Below are 16,576 nucleotides of genomic sequence, written 5' to 3'. Positions count from 1 at the left end.
CACGCCTTGCGTCCGGTGGCCTGCCTACCCTGCAAGCCGTCTCGCGCCCGATCTCGTGTGACCCCGACATCAGCACCCGGTTCCGCGTTCTGGCGCGGGCCTGCAGATGCCTGCGGCGGCGCAACTTGCACTCTCACAATCGACCAAAGGATTGACGATGCCTCACATCTCAGCTTGGCGCGCGGCCCTTGCCGGCGCCACCCTCTTGCTGTCCGCGGCGACGGCGGCACAAGCGGGAACCTATGACATAACAGTGGACAAGATCCGAATCGACGCAGGAAACTTCCGCAAGAACGGGATCGGCTATAACAACAGCCAGACCCCGACGATCCTGCGCTTCAAGGAGGGTGAAAAGGTCACGCTGAACGTGACCAACAACCTGCGCGAGGATACCTCGATCCACTGGCACGGGCTGATCCTGCCCTTTGACCAGGACGGGGTGCCAAAGATCAGCTTTGACGGCATCAAGCCGGGCGAGACCTTTACCTATAACTTTCCGATCGTCCAGGCCGGAACCTATTGGTTTCACAGCCATTCGGGTTTCCAGGAACCGGACGGGGCCTATGGCGCCATCGTGATCGAGCCCAAGGGCGGAGAGCGCATCCGCGCCAACCGCGATTATGTGGTGCAACTGACCGACACCCACCCGCAGCGCGGCAAGCGGATCATGCGCAACCTGAAAATGTCGGCGGATTACTACAACCGCTCGCAGCGTACATTGCAGGACCTGATCAAGGATTCGGGCGATATCGGCCTCAAGGCGGCGCTGGAAGACCGCAAGATGTGGGGCCGGATGCGGATGATGCCCACGGATGTCGAGGACGTCCAGGGATTCACCCCCATGATCAACGGAGAAAGCACCGAGCAGAACTGGACCGGCCTGTTCAAGCCGGGCGAAAAGGTGCGGCTGCGGCTGATCAACTCCTCGGCAATGGCCTATTTCGACGTGCGGATCCCGGGCCTCAAGATGACCGTAGTTCAGGCCGACGGCAATGATGTCAAGCCGGTCACGGTGGACGAACTGCGGATCTCGGTGGCCGAAACCTATGACGTGATCGTGCAGCCCAAGGAAAACCGCGTCTACAGCATCGTGGCTGAATCGATGGGCCGCACGGCCCTGGTGCGCGGCACCCTGGCCCCGCGCGAAGGCATGGCCGGACCGGTGCCGCCGCTGCGGGAAAAACCGCGCCTGACCATGGCCGACATGAGCGGCATGATGGGCAGCATGGGCATGGAAGGCCATGTCATGCAAAGCGCCGCCAAACCTCTCGACGACATGAGCGGCATGGATCACAGCCAGATGAACATGCAGCCCAAACCGCAACCGATGGAGGGCATGGACCACAGCCAGATGGGCCACGCCGCACCGGCCCCCAAGGCCGAGGCCGCGCCGATGGATCACTCTGCCATGACCGGCACGGACCAACCGATGGCCGGTATGGATCACAGCCAGATGGGTCATGCCGCGCCGGCGCCTCAGGCCAAGGCCGCGCCGATGGACCACTCCACCATGACCGGCGCGGACAAGCCGATGGCCGGTATGGATCACTCCAGGATGACCGGGTCCGGCAACTCGATGGCGGGCATGGATCATTCCGCGATGGCCAATGCCAAGGGCCAGGGCGACCCGTTCTACGCCCCCGGCAGCGGGCTGACCCCGAAGGCGGCCAATGGCGGCAAGTTCCTCAGCTATGACGACCTGACGGCGCGCAAACCGCTCTACAAGGATCGCCCCGCCACCCGCGAGATCGAGCTGCGCCTGACCGGCAACATGGAACGCTACATCTGGTCGATCAACGGCAAGAAACTGTCCGAGGCAGAGCCGATCGTGCTGAAGTACGGCGAGCGGGTGCGGTTCAAATTCGTCAATGAAACCATGATGTCCCACCCGATGCACCTGCATGGCATGTGGTCGATCCTGGATACCGGCAAGGGCCAGTACGACCCGATCAAACACACGGTCAGCGTCGCGCCGGGCACCACCGTCTATACTGAGACCGAGGTCGATGTGACCGGCCAATGGGCCTTTCACTGCCACCTGTCCTATCACGCCGACGCGGGCATGTTCCGCAAGGTCGTGATCCAAGGCGGCCCCGCCTGATGCGCTCCCCCAAGGAAAGAGACACAAAGATGAACAAGACGCGCAATGCCGCCCTTGCCGGGGCGATGGCGATGGCCTGGGCGCTTCCGGCGCAGGCAGAACAGCTGATCTACGGGTTCCAGGCCGAACAGTTGGAATACCGGCAGGGAGATAGCGAAGACAGCTTCGTCTGGGATTTCGACGCCCTGATCGGCACTGACGAGCTGAAACTCGTCTGGCGCAGCGAAGGCGAACGGGTTCAAGGCGCCGGCGGGTTCGAGACACTCGAAAACCAGCTGCGCCTGCAATTCCCGGTCTCGACCTTCTTCGATGCGGTGGTCGGGGTGCAGGCAAGCACGCCAGACGGCCTGCCTGACCGTTACAACGCGGTTCTGGGCCTCAAGGGCCTGGCCCCGCAATGGTTCGAGATCGACGCCGACCTGTACCTGTCGGACAATTCCTTCTTTCGCTTCGAAGGCGAATACGAGGCAATGCTGACCAACAGGCTGACCCTGACCCCCAGCCTGGAACTGACGCTGCCGTTGCAGGATGACCCGATCTACAACCAGGCGGCGGGCGGTGTCACGCTCGAAGCGGGCCTGCGGCTCAGCTACGACCTGATCGACCGGGCCGTGTCCCCCTATATCGGGGTGAACTACGAACGGTCCTATGGCGGCACCGCGGATATGATCCGCGCCGCGGGCGACGAGAACGGCGCGTTCTCGGTCGTGTTCGGAACCAGACTGATGTTCTGACCGAACCCCCGGGCGGGCTGCGGCCGGCCCGGTCTCCAGCGGCGTGGCCGGCCCGAACCTCGCCGCGCCGCTGGTATCTACCATCCTCAATCCTGACAGGAGCTACCCATGAAAAACCTTCTCATCGTTTCCCTCGTAACCGCAATCAGCGCCAGTGTCGCCATCGCGGGCCCCTCTGGTCACAGCGAGCAGAGCCAGGGCCAAGGCCATGACAGTGGCGGCGGCCACGCGGGCATGATGGAAACCGGCATGCCCGGTCAGGCCAGCCAGGTGAACCGCACGATCAAGGTCACGATGAGCGAAACCGACGACGGCGAAATGATCTATACCCCGAAGGATTTCGACATCAAGAAAGGCGAAACCATCCGCTTCATGGTGACCAACAAGGGCGAACTGGAACATGAGTTCATCCTCGATACCGTCGAGCGCAATGCCATGCACAAAGAGGCCATGTCGCAGCAGATGGAATCGCACCAGAGCCCCAATGCGATCACCCTGGAACCGGGCAAGAAGGGCGAGATCATCTGGACCTTCGGCAATCCCGGCACCTTCGAAGTCGCCTGCCTGATCCCCGGTCACTACGAATCCGGCATGTTCGGCAAGGTCGCGGTCAACTAACCTCCCGGCGCCTCACCACTCAACAGAACAAGGCGCCCACCTGCGCGGCAATTCAAAGGGATTGCCGCGCTTTTTCTGGAAATTCTCCGACGATGACTGGTTCTTGGTTCCCGGAACTTCACACGCTGGCGCATTGGGCCGCCGGGTGGTTGGGAACGGATTACGACAGCGGCGCCCCGGCATGGGTGCATCCGCTGATGCACCTGATCCTGGTGCTTGCCCCCTCGCTCTTGCTTGTGTCGCTGCTGGCGCTGGTGTTCCAAGGGTTGCGGCAGCTGCGCCGCAACCGCGAGCAACGCGGCCCAAGGCGCCGGACCCCGCCGCGCATCGGCGGTCTGGAACGGAACCTGCTGAGGCAGATCCTGCGCGGCGCCCGGCGCCAGCAGGCGGGTCTGTTGCTGCTCAGCCTGTCGCTGATGCCGCCGCTCTACCTTTCGCTGGAGATGCCCAAGCAGATCGTCAACAACGTGCTCGAACCCTCGGCGGGTCCGGCCGAGATTTACGGCGTCTCCCTCAATCAGATGCAGATGCTGGGCCTGTTCAGCGCCATCTATCTTGCGGCCATCTCGCTGAACGGTCTGGGCAAGTACATGCTGAACACGCGCAAGGGCCGGGTTGCCGAACACCTGCTCAGGCGGGTGCGGCTGCTGATCTACCGGCACTGGCGGCAGCGGCCTCCGCACCAGCGCCAAAGCGAGATCGTGCAGGTCCTGGGTGCCGAGGTGGAGCCGATCGGAGGTTTTGCCGCCGATCTGATCGCGCTGCCGGTGACCCAGGGCGGAACCCTGCTGACCATCCTCCTGTTCATGTTCCTGCAGGACCCGATCCTGGGCGCCGCGGCGCTTACGGTTCTACCTGTGCAGCTGGTGCTGTTGCCCTATCTGCAACGGATCGTGAACCGGCTCAGCCGCGAACGCATCCGGGCCATGCGGGTTCTCACCCGCGGCCTGACCGGGCAATTGTCGCCCGAGCAAAACGGGCTCGAGCACATCCGGCAGACTGCCGCCTCATTGCGAGAACTGGAGCGGATCCGCTATCGCATCCACAGGGTCAAATTCCTGGCCAAGGCGCTCAACAACTTCCTGACCGCGCTGACACCGTTCCTGTTCTACTCGCTGGGTGGCTACTTCGTGATCGAAGAGCGGATTACCCTGGGCGCCCTGATTGCGGTGCTGGCCGCGCACAAGGACTTCTCGGCGCCGCTGAAAGAGCTGTTCCGCTACTATCAACAGCTCGAGGATACCCGCATCCGCTATCGCGCGGTGCTGGGCTTTCTGATCGAACGGCACGGCGCCCCGGTTGACGGCACACCAGAGCCGGACCGGGCTTAGCGATGTCCTGTGTGTTTGCCCTCGCCACCATCTGATACGAACCCGCCGAGATACAGCCGCTCGGCCAGCAGGGCGGCCAGCATGGTGACAAGGGCAACGATGACGATAGTGGGATCGGCACGCCATTTGAACAGCGTGAAGGCGGCCAGTACAGCGGCGTCCAGTGTCAGTGCGGTCAGGATGACCCAGCCCCGTGCGCCGATCCGATGCCGCAGGTTCTTCCACACACCCCAATGCACCACCATATCCATCACCAGATAGAAGAAAGCGCCCAGCGAGGCGATCCGGCCCAGATCGAACAACACGGTCAGGGCACCGGCGATCACAACCGTATAGATCAGCATATGGGAGCGGATGCCGCCGGGCATGCCAAAGTGGCTGTGCGGGATCATCTTCATCTCGGTCAGCATGGTCAGCATGCGCGACACCGCAAAGACGCTGGCGATCAGGCCCGATGCGGTGGCCACCATGGCAAGCGCCACCGTCAGATAGAACCCGGTCTGGCCCAGCACCGGCTGCGCCGCCTCTGCCAGGGCATAATCGCGCGCCTGCTGGATTTGCACGGGCGTCAATGCCGAGCCGACCGCCAGCGCCACCAGCAGGTAGACGACAACACAGACCGCGATCGAAAGCAGGATCGTCCGCCCGACATTGCGCCTGGGATCGGTGATTTCGCCACCGCTGTTGGTGATCGTCGTGAACCCCTTGAACGCCAGGATCGACAGCGCCACCGAGGCGGCAAAACCTGTGATCCCGTTTTGCGACAATCGCGCGGCGGGTGACCAGTTCTCGATACCGCTGGCCCACAGGGCGGCGATGCCGAACAGCGCGATACCGCCGATCTTGACCGCCGACATCACCAGTGACCACAGCCCCACCGCGCGATTGCCCGAGACGTTGACCAGATAGGCCATCACGATCAGCGCAACGCCAATCGCGGGCACCAGCGGCCCGTCCTGAATGCCAAAGGGGCGCAGTGCATAGGTGGCAAAGGTGCGCGCCACCAGGCTTTCGTTGATGACCATCGACAGCGCCATCAGCACCGAGGCCGCCGCCGCCACGGCACCGGGGCCATAGGCCTTGGTCAGGATCATCGCGATACCGCCGGACGAGGGCCAGGTGTTCGACATCACGATATAGCTGTAGGCGCTGAACATCGTCACCACCGCGCCCAGCACGAAAGAGAGCGGGAACAAAGGCCCTGCAAGACCGGCGATCTGTCCGGTCAGGGCAAATATCCCCGCCCCGATCATCACCCCGGTGCCCATGGCAACCGCGTTGGTCAGGCTGATGCTGCCCGCGCCCCCGGGCGCGGCCTCATGGGTCTGTGGTGTTCTGGTCATCGGATCAGCCCTGTTTCAACCCCACCGCCTCAGATCCGGGTCCCGCGCAGGCGAAGCGCGTTCAGCACCACCGAGATCGACGAGGCGCTCATCGCAAAGGCGGCGAACATCGGGCTGATCAGGATGCCGAAGAACGGATACAGCAGCCCCGCCGCCACCGGCACGCCGGAGGCGTTGTAGATCAGCGCAAAGAACAGGTTCTGCCGGATGTTGCGCATCGTGGCGCGGGCCAGCCGCCGGGCCCGGACGATGCCGTCCAGATTGCCCTTGACCAGGGTGATACCCGCGCTTTCGATGGCCACATCGGCCCCGGTGCCCATCGCGATGCCGACATCGGCCTGCGCCAGCGCCGGGGCGTCGTTCACCCCGTCGCCCGCCATCGCCACCTTGCGCCCCTCGGCCTGAAGCTCGCGCACGATGCGGGCCTTGTCCTCGGGCAGCACGTCGGCGCGGATCTCGTCGATGCCCAGCCGCGCGGCGACGGCCTTGGCGGTGCGTTCGTTGTCGCCGGTTGCCATGATGATGCGAAAGCCCAGTTCGTGCAGGGCCTTCAGCGCGGCGGGCGTGGTCTCCTTGACCGGGTCCGAGACGGCGACCAACCCGGCCAGCGCGCCCTCGACCACCACGAACATCACGGTTTCGCCCTCGTCCCGGCGGGTATTGGCGGTTTCGGCCAGATTGCCCGCATCCAGGCCCAGATCCTCGACCAGCTTGCGATTGCCCAGGGCAACCGCCTTGCCGTCAACTGTGCCGGTGACACCCTTGCCGGTGACCGCCTCGAAATCAGTCGCCGTACCAAGGGCGACGCCGCGCTCCTCGGCCCCGGCCACGATGGCCTCGGCCAAGGGGTGTTCCGACCCTTTCTCCAGCGTTGCCGCCAGCCGCAGCACCTCACCCTCGTCATGGCCCGCCTCGGGCAGGACCGCCACCAGACGCGGTTTGCCCATGGTCAGCGTGCCGGTCTTGTCCACGATCAGCGTGTCGACCTTTTCGAACCGTTCCAGCGCCTCGGCGTTCTTGATCAGCACGCCCGCCTGTGCGCCGCGCCCGGTGGCGGTCATGATCGACATCGGCGTGGCCAAGCCGAGGGCGCAGGGACAGGCGATGATCAGCACCGCCACCGCCGCGACCAGCGCATAGGACAGCGCCGGCGCCGGACCCCAGAACGCCCAGCCGACAAAGGCCAGCGCCGCGATCACGATCACGGCAGGCACGAACATCCCGGCCACCTGATCGGCGTATTTCTGGATCGGCGCGCGCGAACGCTGCGCATTCGACACCATCTCGACGATCTGGCTCAGCATCGTGTCGGCGCCGACCCGCGTCGCCTCCATCACCAGGCTGCCGGTGCCGTTGATGGTGGCCCCGGTCAGCCTGTCGCCCGCCACCTTTTCAACCGGGACCGGCTCGCCGGTGATCATGCTTTCATCGACCGAGGAGCGGCCCTCGGTCACCACTCCGTCCACCGGCACCTTGTCGCCGGGACGCACCCGCAGCCGGTCGCCCCGCTGAACCGCGTCCAGCGGGATCTCCTCTTCGCGGCCATCGTCGCGGATCACCCGCGCGGTCTTGGCCGCCATGTCCAGAAGCGCGCGGATCGCCTTGCCGGTACCCTCGCGGGCGCGCAACTCCATCACCTGACCCAGCAGAACCAGGGTGACGATGACTGCCGCCGCCTCGAAATAGACGCCGACATTGCCCTCGGCGTCGCGGAATCCGTCGGGGAAGACCTGCGGCCACAACACCGCGGCGACGCTGAACAGCCATGCCGCCAGCACCCCCATCGCGATCAGCGAGAACATGTTCAGATGCCGGGTTCTAAACGAGGTCCAGCCCCGCATCATGAACGGCCAACCGCACCACCAGACGACCGGTGTGCCCAGAACCAGTTCGATCCACAGCGTCATGCGTTCGCCAAACAGCGTGCGCACTTCTGGAAAGCCCAGATAGGGCCCCATGGTCAGAACCAGCAACGGAAGCGTCAGCACCGCGCCCACCCGGAACCGGCGGGTGAAATCCACCAGTTCCGGGTTGGGGCCGTCATCGGCCGACGCCACGCTGTCCAGTTCCAGCCCCATGCCGCAGAGCGGGCAGGAACCCGGATCGGTCTGGCGCACCTGCGGGTGCATCGGACAGGTATAGACACTGCCCGTCCAGCCGGCGGGCACACTGTCGTATTTCCCGCCGGGTTCGTCCGTGCCGCCGTGCCCAGGGCCATGCCCCTGACCGTGGCACTGGGCATGGAGCGCGGCCGCCTGTTCCGAAACGAGCGTCATGCCGCATTTCGGGCAGCTCCCGGGAGCCGATTGCCGCACCTCGGGATGCATCGGGCAGGTAAATATGTCCGGAGTGTCGGGCGTGGGGTGGCTGTGGGCGGAATGTTCCATGCTGGATCCGTTTATCGGTTACGTGCTTGGCAATCTTGCGGGCGGCTGCGCCCGCGCTATGGCAGAACGACCATCTGGTGGCCTTCGCCCTCGATCCCGATCTCTGCCGTCACCCGGAGAGAGACCTGATCGACGGCCCAGACCATCGAGGCCTCGCGGCTGCTGACAAAAAGCGTTTCGCCGCCATCGGCCACGGTCAGGTGATAGGGCGCCGGGGCAAGCTCTTGCAGGCGGACAGCACCCGAGGCCAGATCGACCGCGGCAACCTGATCGGCGCCCTTGACGGCGACAAACAGGGTGTCCTCGCGCTCGGACAGGTCGAGCCCGTGCAACTCGGCCCCGAACCCGTAGCTCGCGGTTTCGGCGCCCGAGGCGATGTCCAGCCGCAGCACCCTGCCCGCCTCGGCATCGGCCACAAACACGGTGGCGCCATCGCGGGACAGGGCGAAATGTTCGGGCCCTTCACCGGCCAGCAGGTTGCGCGACAGGATGCGCCGGTCGAGGTCCAGTTCGCTGAGCGTCCCGTTGCCGGCATTGCTGACATAGGCGCGGCTGTTGTCGGGGCTGAAGGACACGTAATTGGGCATCGGTCCGGTTGCGATGAAACCGGCATATTCCAGTGTGGACAGGTCGATCAGCGACACGCCATCGCCGCCTGGATGGGTTGCCATGGCCCAGCGGCCATCGGGCGATACGGCGGTGTGGTGCACCGCGCCCGGCACCTCGATCCGCCGCACCACCTCGCCCGTCCCGGCGTCGATCACGGAGACAAGGCTCAGCCCCTTGTCGGTCGGCATCGCGGCCTTGGCGGGTTTGGCATGGTGGGCGTTGTGATCGGCCTGGCTGACGCCTTCGGGCCTGGCCGTCTGCGCAGCACTTTCCGGGTCGATCTCGCTGTAGCTGCCCGCCACCAGATACGGGGTGCCCGGCGCACCGGCCAATCCGTGCACCGCCTCGACACCCGAGATCCGCCCAACCGGCTGGCCTGTCTCGCTTTCGACCATCAGAACGGAATCGGCGCTGCCTTCGGGGATATAGACAATCCCCGCCTGCGCGACCCCTGCGGTGACCAAGGCGCCGGTCAGACCAAAGGCGGTGAGAATACGCGAAGCGCTCATGACCGTGCTCCTTTCAAGGTCGGATGTTCGATGCGGACCAGCTGGCGCCGCGCCACGCGGCGCAGGCACAGCCCGACAAGCGGAGACAACAGCAGGGTATAGAGAATGAGCATCATCAGAGCCTCCTTGGCATCTTGGTTGATTGAGCAGGTGACCCGCTCGCGCCGGCAGGTCCGGGCGCGCGCCGGGACCGCCATACCGCCCAGGCCACAGGCAGGCCGGTCAGAAGGCCGAGCGCCAGAACAGGCCAGACCGCACCGCCCGCGGCGGGCTGGCGCAACGCACTGCCCAGATGGGCCAGTCCGAAACTGGCCGGCACGATCCCGACAAGGGTCGCCAAAACGAACCGCCAGGGACGCAGCGCCGACAAGCCGGCGGCATAGCTGACAAGGTCGAACGACACGAAAGGCAGCAGGCGGCTGACCAAAACGGTCCAGGTCAGAAAATTCTGCGACCCGAGCAGGCCCGCGTCGGACATGGGTCCGACCCATCGCACCACAAATGCCCGCCCCAGCAACCGCGCCAGGGTAAAGGCGATCATGGCGCCTGCCATGGCGCCGGCCAGAACCAGCCCGGTCCCCAGCGCATGGCCATAGGCGGCACCGGCGGCAAGCGCGATCGGGGCCGAGGGCAAGGGGCTGATCACAACGGCCAGTGTCATCAGCGCGACAATGGCGATGGGCCCCAAGGGTCCCGCGCGTTCCAGCAAGGCCGCGACACTCTGCTGTTCCAGCCCGGCCCATCCCACCGCCAACACCGCCGCCACCATCAGAGCCGCAAGCAGCGCGACCGTTACGGAGCGGCTGGGAAACGGTCTGTGCGCGGGTCTGCTCTGCAACTTGGCACCTGTGATCGGGGGTTGAGCGGGCGGCATCGGCTTGCCGCTTGGTCAGATATCGGGAGTGATCTCAAGCAGCGCCAGCGCGGCCAGGAAGAGATTTGTATCGCGATGTAACCAGGCCTTGCCTCTGCGACAGAGGGTTACCTTTTTCGCCAGGGCCGCCCCCGGGAAGGGAACCGGGGGCGGCGGCGCGGCTGGAGGAAGGCTGAAAGGTGCCGCGCTGTCTCGGGGTCGGATTACTTGGCCGCGGCCTTACGCGCGCGATCGACCGCATCCTGCAATTGCGACTGCTCGACGAAACCGGGCACCAGCGCGTCCTCGACCACAAAGGAAGGGGTGCCGTTGAACCCAAGTTTCTGCGCCAGCGCCATGGACTGCGCGATATGGGCGGTGACCTCGGGGGCCTCCATGTCGCGCTGCAACTGCTCGGTATCCAGCCCGACCTCGCGCGCGATCCGCAGCACGCCGGTCTCGTTCGCCTTGCCCGACATTCCCATCAGCGCCCAGTGGAACGCCTCGTATTTGCCTTGCTGGCGCGCCGCCAGTGCGGCGCGGGCGGCGAAATCGGACCCCTCTCCCAGGATCGGCCATTCGCGATAGACCAGCCGCACATTCGGATCGGCGTCGACCAGACCCTGAACCTCGGCCATGGCGCGGCGGCAATAGGGGCAGTTGTAGTCAAAGAATTCGACCACCGTGACATCGCCCTCGGGGTTGCCCAGAACCGGCGCGTTGGGATCGTTGAACAGGCTGTCACGGTTCTCGGTCAGCGCCGCATGGGCCGAGGCCGCCTGTGCCGCCTCTTCGGCCTGTTGCAGCTGTTCGACCGCTTGCAGGATGATCTCGGGGCGTTCCAGGATCGCCTGATAGACCAGCGCCTTGATCTCGTCGTCGCTGCGTTCGCTGGCCTGGGCGATCAAGGGCATCGCCGAGAGGCTGGCCCAAAGGATGATTTGCTTGGCTCGGGTCATTGGTTGCGTGCCTCCTCGTCGGCGCGGGTCCGCTCGGCCTGGGCGGCACGCACGCGCGCGGGCCAGGTCGATTTGATGTAGTCCAGGATCGACCGGATCTGGTCGTCGCTCAGTTGCTCGCCAAAGGCGGGCATGCCGCTTTCCAGCTCTACCCCCAGCGCGGCCAGCGTCGCCTGACCGCCGAACTTGGTATAATCGAACAGCATGCTGTCTGGATGGTGCCAGGTATGCCCGCTCTCGTCATGCGGAGGCGCCGGCAGGCGGCCATCCGCATCCGGTTCGCGCCAGTTCGGCTGCCCCTCGAGCGACCTGCCGTGGCAAGAGGCGCAGTTCTCCTGATAGAGCGTCTCTCCCTGTGCCAGCGTGGCATCGCTGACCACACTCACAGATGTGGACGCGCCCGCGGACACGGGCCCGGTTGTTGCGCGCGCGGCATAGATCACCGCGGCAAGGGCAATGATCGCAACGGCAGAGCCGGCCAGATAGACGGGTTTCATGCGGTCACCTCGATCCAGGTCATCATGCCCGAGGCCGCGTGGCTGAGCATGTGACAGTGAAAGGCCCAGCGGCCCGGGTTGTCTGCGGCAAAGACGATTTCATGAGTTTCGCCGCGCATGGTCAGCAAGGTATCGCGCAGGGGTCCGGGCGTACCGTCCTCTGCCAGTACCCGGAAATGCATCCCGTGCAGGTGCATCGCATGGGCAAAGACCGTGTCGTTGACCACGGTCATGCGCGCGACCTGCCCCAGGGACAGGCTGGCCAAGGGCGTGTCGGTCATCCCGACCAGCCCGTTGAAGGCCCAGAACTGACCCTCGGCCATCAGATCGCCCGCCTTGCGGCTGCTGCCTTTCCAGATCGCGTCGCGCATGCCACCCATGGCACCGCCGCTCATCTCCAGCCGCAGGGTTGCGGCCTCATCCAGCCCGGCCAGATCCGGCGCCCGGTTGGGCGGCAGCGGCGCGGGCGCGGGGCGGCGATTGACGCTGGCACCGCCCGATACCGGAAACGCCGCCTGAACAAAGCCGCCGCGCTGATCCACCCGGCCCAGCAGCGCCTCCTGACCCGCGTCGGCGATGACATCCACAAACAGGTCCACCCGCTGGCCCGGACCCAGGGTAAAGGTCTCGGGTATCGCCTCGGGGGTCGCGATCGGCATCCCGTCATAGGCCATCAGCCAGCCGTCCAGACCCTGAAGGCCAAGCGTGAACAGCCGGGCATTGGCGGCGTTGACGATCCGCAGGCGCAGGCGCTCGTGCCGCTTGACCGGCAGCTGATACGCGGCCTCGCCATTGGTCGAGATGTAATTGCCCAGACGCCCGCCATGCGACAGATCATGGGTGGCACCGAAATCGTCTTCGATCTGGCCGGTTTCGGGGTCGATCCGCCAGTCATCCAGCATCAGCGTCACATCGCGATCCACATCCGGCGGTGTCGGCTCGTCGACGATCAGCGGCCCATAAAGCCCGCGCGCCACCTGCTCGGCCGAGCGGTTGTGCGAGTGATACCAGAAGGTACCCGCATCCTCGGCCACCAGATCATAGTCAAAGCTCTCGCCCGGCGGCACCGCATCCTGCGTCAGGCCCGAGACCCCATCCATCGCGTTTTCCGCGCGCAGCCCGTGCCAGTGGACCGAGCTGGCCTGCGGCAGCTGGTTGACGAAGCGGCGCGCGATCCGCGCGCCCTGCGTCACCCGGATCTCGGCCCCCGGTGCCTGGCCGCCATAGCCCCAGACCGAGGTTTCCGGATAGCCCGACGGCAGCAGCTGCACCGGATTCACCCGTGCCACCAGCTCGGGCGCGGCGGTCTGGGCGCGTATCGCCGTTGCGGGCAGGGCCGCAATTGCGGCCACCCCGCCCGATGCCCATAGAAAGGAACGTCTGCTCAACATGTTCTTGCCTTGATGTTCTGAGATGTCCGGCGCCACAGGGCCGGTGTCATTCGATTGTCATTCGATACCGTTGGCCTGCTGCAGCTCGCGGATGTAGCGCGTGATCATCTGCACCTCGCCATCGGTGATCCCCTCGACCGGGGGCATGTTGCCGAACTTCCAGTGATGCGCGCGCACTCCGTTGCGGGCGGCAATCAGAAAGGCCGCGTCGGCGTGGTGGCCGGGCCGGTAGATCGGATGCACCAGCGGCGGCGCAACGCCGTTCTGACCGGCGGCGTTCTGGCCATGGCAGACTGCGCATTTCGCCTCGAAGGCGCGCTGCCCGATCCGGGCATTCTGCGACAATTCGGTGGGCAGGGTGACCTCGGCCAGGGGCGCCCCCGGCTGCTGCGCGCTGGTGTCGGGCGGCGTCATCGAATGGCTTTGGGGCGCGGGCGCCAGCATGTTCCAGACCAGAAACCCGAGCCCCGCCAGGGGAACGGCCAGAATTGCCAGACCAAGCTTGTTCATATGTCTCTCGCCGCGCTGGCCGAAGCCGTGAAAACCGTTGTCTACCGGGGGTCCGGTTGGCTGCCAGTTGGCTCCTTCCAGCGCTGGAGGGTCAAGGGCATCGCGGGCGCTGTTTTGTATCGAAATGTATCCTTGACCTGCCATCGCGGGAAGCGGCGAACCAACGCTATGTCATTGACGAGAAAGGACGAGATCATGACCCCACGACATGCGCCCCGGGCGGGTGGCACCTCTTGGCTGGCCCGATGGGGGATGCTTGCGTGCTGCGTGGCGATGCTGGCGCCGCTGGCCATCCTTCTGATTGCGGGCACCAGCCTTACAGGGCTTGCGGGCAACCTCTGGATCCTGCTGCCGCTTGCGGCCTGCCTGGGCCTGCATGTGGTGATGCACCGGATGACGGGCAGGTCCTGCCATACAGCGGAGACCGATGGCGAGACCGACATGAGCGCACGCCCGAAAACCTGACCCCGGGATCAGCCCTGCCGCGGCAGGGACAGGCTGGCACAGAGACCGCCCTCCGGCCGGTTGCTCAGCACGATGTCGCCGCCATGCGCGCGCAGGATGCTGCGCGCGATCGACAGGCCCAGACCGTGCCCACCGGTCTCGCGAGAGCGCGAGGTTTCCAGGCGCATGAACGGGTCGAACACGCGCTCAAGCTCGGGTTCGGGAATGCCGGGGCCCCGGTCGCACACGCGTATGACGGCGCCGCCGCGCGTGCGCGCAAAGCTGACCTCGGCCTCGCTGCCATAGCGCTGCGCGTTCTCGATCAGGTTGCGCAGCGCGCGCCGCATCGCGTTCGGGCGCAGCGGCACCTCGATGCGTTCACCCTGGGCCAGGGTGAATCCGTCCGGCATATCCTGTCGCAAGGTTTTCAGAAACGCGCCCAGTTCAACGCTTTGCAACGGTTCGCCATCCGCCAGTCCCCGGGCAAAGGACAAGGTCTCTTCGACCATGTGCTGCATTTCCTCGATCGAGGCGATCATGCTGTCGCGAGTCTCGTCATCCTCGACAAATTCGCTGCGCACGCGCATCGCGGTCAGGGGCGAGCGCAAATCATGCCCCAGCGCGGCCAGCATGCGGGTGCGTTCGGCCACCAGCCGCACGATCCGGTCCTGCATCCGGTTAAAGGCCTGGATCAGCTCGCGCACCTCGCGCGGGCCGGCGCTGGCAAGCACGGGTGCGCCCTGCTCCGGTCCAAGCTTCTCGGCCGCGGCCGCCAACAGGCGCAACGGGCCGGTGACCCGGGCCAGTAGATACCAGAACACCGCCAGCAGAATGAAGGCGGCGCTCAAGCCGAAAGACAGCGTTGCAAATTGCGGCCATTGCAGCGGCGGACGTTCGAACCGGGTCGAGACATTCAGCCAGTCGCCCCCCGCCAGCGCGATGGACAGTTCCAGCTCTACCGTCAGCATCTGGCCGCGCATCATCTCGCGATGCTGGTCTGCCATGCCCGGTTCCAGATAGGGCAGCGGCAGCGCCGAGCTGTCGATCTCGTGCAGCTCGGCCCGGATCTCGCGGCTGAAATCATCGTCCAGCAGGGCCCGTATCCGCGCCTCGGTGGCGCCGTTCGCATCATGCGAGATATGGTCGACCACCGGATCGGTGCCGATCTCGAACCGCACCAGCGGAGAATTGGCCGCGCTGACGATCTGGCCATGCAGATTTACCGGCGCCCGTTCAATCAGCCGCACCACATTGGCGGCGCGGCCAGTCGCCTCGTTGCCGATGGCCGCGCGCACGGCAAGGCCGCGCTGATCCTCGAGCAAGACCAGGGTGACGCCCTGCGCCACCGCAAGCGCGGCCAGCACCAGACAGACGATCTGCAACCGAAGACTCTGCGGCACAAGCGTCACGGATCCAGAACCTCGACATCCGCCGCCAGGCAATAGCCGCCATTGCGATAGGTCGTTATCAGGCGCGGGCGCAGCAGGTCCCGCTCGATCTTGCGCCTCAGGCGACTGATCTGGTTGTCGATGGTCCTGTCCAGCGGTGCCGCGACCCGGCCCGAGGTCAGCTCCATCAGCTGCTCGCGGCTCAGCACCATCCGGGCCCGTTCCAGCATCACCACCAGCAGCTTGAAATCGGCGCTGGTCAGGCTGGTTTCGCGGCCTTCGCTATCCACGATGACCCGCCGGTCGCTGTCCAGGATCCATTGGGCAAACCGGACGCGTTTTCCGGCAAGACTGCCGGCCGGCGACACGGTGCGGCTGGTCCGGCGCAGAATGGCCCGGATGCGCGCCAACAGCTCGCGCGGGTTGAACGGCTTGGCAAGATAGTCATCCGCCCCGGTTTCCAGCCCGACGATCCGGTCCATGTCCTCGCTGAGTGCCGTGAGCAGCAGGATCGGTATGTCGCCGGACTGCGACAGACGCTTGCAGGCCGACAGCCCGTCCTCGCCGGGCATCATCACGTCCAGGACCACCAGATCGATGTTCTCCGTGGCCAGCACGGCATCCATTTCCCTGGCATCCTTTGCCATCGTCGTACGCAGGCCGCTCTTTTCAAGATAGCGGCAAACCGCAGTGCGGATCTCGCTATGGTCATCGACGACCAGGATATGTGGCGTGGCGTTCTGCATGGTCCCAATAAGCGCGTTTTCACGGTCAGATGTCGACCAACTTGTATCTTTTTGTATCAACCTTTGGCAGCGACCCAAAGCCGGCCAACCCTCGGCATGTACTGCTTTGAAAATGCGCACTGAAATTTTTCGGCAAGGTATCCCCTCACCTCTTGC

At 65.3% G+C, this 16,576-nt stretch carries 15 protein-coding genes; 5 read left to right on the top strand and 10 right to left on the bottom strand.

The features are described from left to right. Nucleotides 1-157: 157 nt before the first annotated feature. The 4 genes from SPO_RS21710 (at nt 158) to SPO_RS21695 (ending at nt 4,784) form a co-directional block, all read left to right on the top strand. Nucleotides 158-2,101, top strand: a complete 1,944-nt coding sequence (locus SPO_RS21710) for a copper resistance system multicopper oxidase (RefSeq protein WP_011242147.1) — start codon at nt 158-160, stop codon at nt 2,099-2,101. A 29-nt stretch (nt 2,102-2,130) separates the two neighbouring features. Then, entirely contained in the window at nt 2,131-2,835 is a 705-nt protein-coding gene (locus tag SPO_RS21705; RefSeq protein WP_044029628.1) for a copper resistance protein B, read from the top strand. Nucleotides 2,836-2,943: 108 nt separating this feature from the next. Beyond that, nucleotides 2,944-3,453: a cupredoxin domain-containing protein gene (locus tag SPO_RS21700; protein ID WP_011242145.1), complete on the top strand. Its 510-nt coding sequence runs from the start codon at nt 2,944-2,946 to the stop codon at nt 3,451-3,453. 92 nt (nt 3,454-3,545) lie between these two features. Then, nucleotides 3,546-4,784, top strand: a complete 1,239-nt coding sequence (locus SPO_RS21695; protein ID WP_144084112.1) for an ABC transporter transmembrane domain-containing protein — start codon at nt 3,546-3,548, stop codon at nt 4,782-4,784. On the opposite strand, the gene SPO_RS21690 is transcribed toward SPO_RS21695, so the two are convergent. The 8 genes from SPO_RS21690 to SPO_RS21655 form a co-directional block, all read right to left on the bottom strand. Next, complete coding sequence (locus tag SPO_RS21690) at nt 4,781-6,127, bottom strand: APC family permease (protein WP_011242143.1); 1,347 nt, start codon at nt 6,125-6,127, stop codon at nt 4,781-4,783. The genes SPO_RS21695 and SPO_RS21690 overlap by 4 nt on opposite strands. 29 nt (nt 6,128-6,156) lie before the next feature. Beyond that, a complete protein-coding gene (locus SPO_RS21685; RefSeq protein WP_011242142.1) occupies nt 6,157-8,514 on the bottom strand; it encodes a copper-transporting P-type ATPase in 2,358 nt (785 codons plus the stop codon). A gap of 56 nt (nt 8,515-8,570) precedes the next feature. Further along, entirely contained in the window at nt 8,571-9,632 is a 1,062-nt protein-coding gene (locus SPO_RS21680) for a YncE family protein (RefSeq protein WP_011242141.1), read from the bottom strand. 115 nt (nt 9,633-9,747) lie between these two features. Continuing rightward, nucleotides 9,748-10,506 carry a TVP38/TMEM64 family protein gene (locus SPO_RS21675; RefSeq protein WP_011242140.1) on the bottom strand — a complete coding sequence of 253 codons (759 nt, stop codon included), beginning with the start codon at nt 10,504-10,506 and terminating at the stop codon, nt 9,748-9,750. A gap of 203 nt (nt 10,507-10,709) precedes the next feature. Continuing rightward, complete coding sequence (locus SPO_RS21670) at nt 10,710-11,444, bottom strand: DsbA family protein (protein WP_011242139.1); 735 nt, start codon at nt 11,442-11,444, stop codon at nt 10,710-10,712. Beyond that, nucleotides 11,441-11,941: a c-type cytochrome gene (locus SPO_RS21665; RefSeq protein WP_011242138.1), complete on the bottom strand. Its 501-nt coding sequence runs from the start codon at nt 11,939-11,941 to the stop codon at nt 11,441-11,443. The genes SPO_RS21670 and SPO_RS21665 overlap by 4 nt, the downstream gene beginning before the upstream one ends. Continuing rightward, nucleotides 11,938-13,332, bottom strand: a complete 1,395-nt coding sequence (locus SPO_RS21660) for a multicopper oxidase family protein (RefSeq protein WP_044029625.1) — start codon at nt 13,330-13,332, stop codon at nt 11,938-11,940. Before SPO_RS21660 ends, SPO_RS21665 begins: the two co-directional genes overlap by 4 nt. Nucleotides 13,333-13,389: 57 nt before the next feature. Continuing rightward, the gene (locus SPO_RS21655) at nt 13,390-13,842 is read right to left on the bottom strand and encodes a c-type cytochrome (RefSeq protein ID WP_044029564.1); all 453 of its coding nucleotides are present in this window, start codon (nt 13,840-13,842) and stop codon (nt 13,390-13,392) included. 168 nt (nt 13,843-14,010) lie between these two features. Here SPO_RS21655 and SPO_RS21650 point away from each other — a divergent pair, with 168 nt between their 5' ends. Beyond that, nucleotides 14,011-14,307, top strand: a complete 297-nt coding sequence (locus SPO_RS21650) for a DUF2933 domain-containing protein (protein ID WP_158454194.1) — start codon at nt 14,011-14,013, stop codon at nt 14,305-14,307. Nucleotides 14,308-14,315: 8 nt separating this feature from the next. On the opposite strand, the gene SPO_RS21645 is transcribed toward SPO_RS21650, so the two are convergent. Together SPO_RS21645 and SPO_RS21640 are read right to left on the bottom strand one after the other, a co-directional pair. Continuing rightward, entirely contained in the window at nt 14,316-15,686 is a 1,371-nt protein-coding gene (locus SPO_RS21645) for an ATP-binding protein (protein ID WP_011242135.1), read from the bottom strand. Nucleotides 15,687-15,691: 5 nt separating this feature from the next. Further along, nucleotides 15,692-16,420 (bottom strand): response regulator, encoded by a 729-nt coding sequence (locus SPO_RS21640; RefSeq protein WP_011242134.1) that lies wholly within the window; start codon nt 16,418-16,420, stop codon nt 15,692-15,694. Between the last annotated feature and the right edge of the window lie 156 nt (nt 16,421-16,576).

The sequence above is a fragment of the Ruegeria pomeroyi DSS-3 genome (genome assembly GCF_000011965.2).
Lineage (GTDB): Bacteria > Pseudomonadota > Alphaproteobacteria > Rhodobacterales > Rhodobacteraceae > Ruegeria_B > Ruegeria_B pomeroyi.
This window is presented reverse-complemented; position numbering and strand designations above follow the sequence as displayed.